Raw genomic sequence first — 2337 nt, 5'->3', positions numbered from 1 at the left:
CGCCCCTGCACTGGCCATTGCTAAGCTAATTGATGCGACTCCGGGGCGGGTGCTAATTGTTACTGCAGATGCTAACCAGGCCTACCGATTAGAACAGGAAATTAAATATTTTGCCGGTGAACACACCGAGTATCATGACGACATAACGCTTTTCCCTGACTGGGAAACGCTGCCTTACGACAGCTTTTCTCCGCATCAGGACATTATATCTGATCGTTTGCGTGTGTTAGCACGCCTTCCGGAAGCTAAGCGTGGCGCACTGATTGTCAGTATTAATACCTTGCTCCACCGCATTGCACCAACGTCTTTTGTTCAGGGTCAAGCACTACAAATTGAGAAAGGCCAGCAACTCGACAGCTTGAAGCTGCGGCAGCAATTGGAAAATGCAGGTTACCGCCACGTAAACCAGGTTATGGAACATGGTGAATTCAGCGCCCGGGGGTCAATCTTGGACCTTTATCCTATGGGCAGCCAGACCCCATACCGGCTCGATTTTTTCGATGACGAAGTTGATAGTATCAGGCCTTTTGACCCGGAAACTCAGCTATCGAAAGACCCTATAGAGGGCATTAATTTACTGCCCGCGCACGAGTTCCCGTTAACCAAAACGGCAATTGAACGCTTCCGCGCAAACTACCGCGAACACTTTGAAGCAAGTACTGAACGCGAATCGGTCTATCAGCAAGTCAGTAAGGGTCAGTTACCCGGCGGGATTGAATACTATCTCCCACTATTTTTTGAAGAAACAGCAAGCTTATTTGATTATCTTCCGGACGACACCGTACTGGTTACCTTCGGCAATATTCAGGCAAGCCTGGAGCGCCTCTGGCAGGATATTAATCATCGCTACGATCAACGCCAGTTTGATCCGTTACGGCCATTGTTACACCCTAATGAACTGTTTCTTCCGGTCGATAATATTCACGCTGGTTTCAAGCAGTACCGTCGAGTGCGAGCCAACGTACCGGCAGAAATGGCACAACCCGGGCCGACACCGTTTCTGACAGAAGCCGTTACAGAAATAGCTGCGGATCACCAGCAAAAACAGCCTTTTGCCAAACTGAAAACCAAATTAGAACAGGCGTTAGCAAATAACGACAAGGTTCTGCTTTCCGCTGAGAGCGCAGGCCGTCGTGAAGCTCTGCGTGAAATTGTCAGCAAGCTCGGTTTTCCGGTTACGCTTTGCTCAGGTCTTGAAGAGTGTCCGACCAAACAAGTCGGCTTAATTATCAGCCCCATTATTAACTCGTTTTATTTACCCGATGCCAAACTCTGGTTTATTACCGAAACTGAACTGTTTGGTAACCGCGTGGTACAAAGCCGCCGACGCCAGCAAAAAGCCACTGTCAGCGCCGATACGCTCATTCGCAATTTAGCAGAACTGCAGGCCGGTCAGCCGGTTGTTCACCTGGACCACGGTGTTGGCCGCTATCAGGGGTTGACGACTCTCGATGCCGGTAATGTCACCACGGAATTTGTCACCATTGAGTACGCTGGTGGCGCCAAACTTTATGTTCCGGTAGCAAACCTGAATGTTTTGAGCCGATACAGTGGCGGTGAAGAAAGCCATGCCCCTTTAAACAAACTGGGTAATGACAGTTGGGAAAAAGCCAAAAAACGTGCTGCAGAAAAAGTGCGAGACGTTGCAGCAGAACTGCTCGATATTTACGCCCGCCGCGAAGCTAAGCCCGGCTATGCATTTAATATTAACGAAGAAGACTACCAACGTTTTGCCGCCGGCTTTCCGTTTGAAGAAACCATTGACCAGCAGGCCGCAATTGATGCTGTGAAACAGGATATGCAACAGCCACGGGCAATGGACAGGCTGGTTTGCGGCGACGTGGGCTTTGGTAAAACCGAAGTGGCCATGCGCGCGGCCTTTATTGCCGTTAATGAAGGTAAACAAGTGATGGTGCTGGTTCCAACCACCCTGCTGGCCCAGCAACATTATGAAAACTTCAGTGATCGTTTTGCTGATCAGGCCATTCGGGTTGAAGTGCTCTCACGCTTTAAAACCGCCAAGCAGTCAAAAGGCATTCTTGAAGACTTATCTAACGGCAAAGTCGATATTGTTATTGGTACGCACAAGTTACTGCAAGACAATGTTAAGTGTCATGACCTAGGTCTGCTCATTGTCGACGAAGAACACCGCTTTGGTGTAAGACAAAAAGACACGATTAAACGCCTGCGCGCTGACGTAGATATTCTGACGCTAACAGCTACGCCTATTCCACGTACCCTGAATATGGCCATGAACAACATTCGTGACCTGTCAATTATAGCCACGCCACCAGCTAAGCGACTGGCAGTAAAAACCTTTGTCCGCGAATACGACGC

At 49.3% G+C, this 2337-nt stretch carries 1 protein-coding gene; it reads left to right on the top strand.

Features of this window, described 5'->3' with window-relative positions:
- Window positions 1-2337: transcription-repair coupling factor (locus tag B3180_RS14365; protein WP_286845217.1), on the top strand; the 2337-nt coding region annotated here is incomplete at both ends.

Origin of the sequence: Idiomarina sp. UBA4206 (assembly GCF_002383015.1) — a bacterium.
In the GTDB taxonomy this organism is placed as follows: Bacteria; Pseudomonadota; Gammaproteobacteria; order Enterobacterales; family Alteromonadaceae; genus Idiomarina; species Idiomarina abyssalis.
The sequence above is the reverse complement of the archived record's forward strand: the minus strand, read 5'-3'. Positions and strand labels throughout refer to the sequence as shown.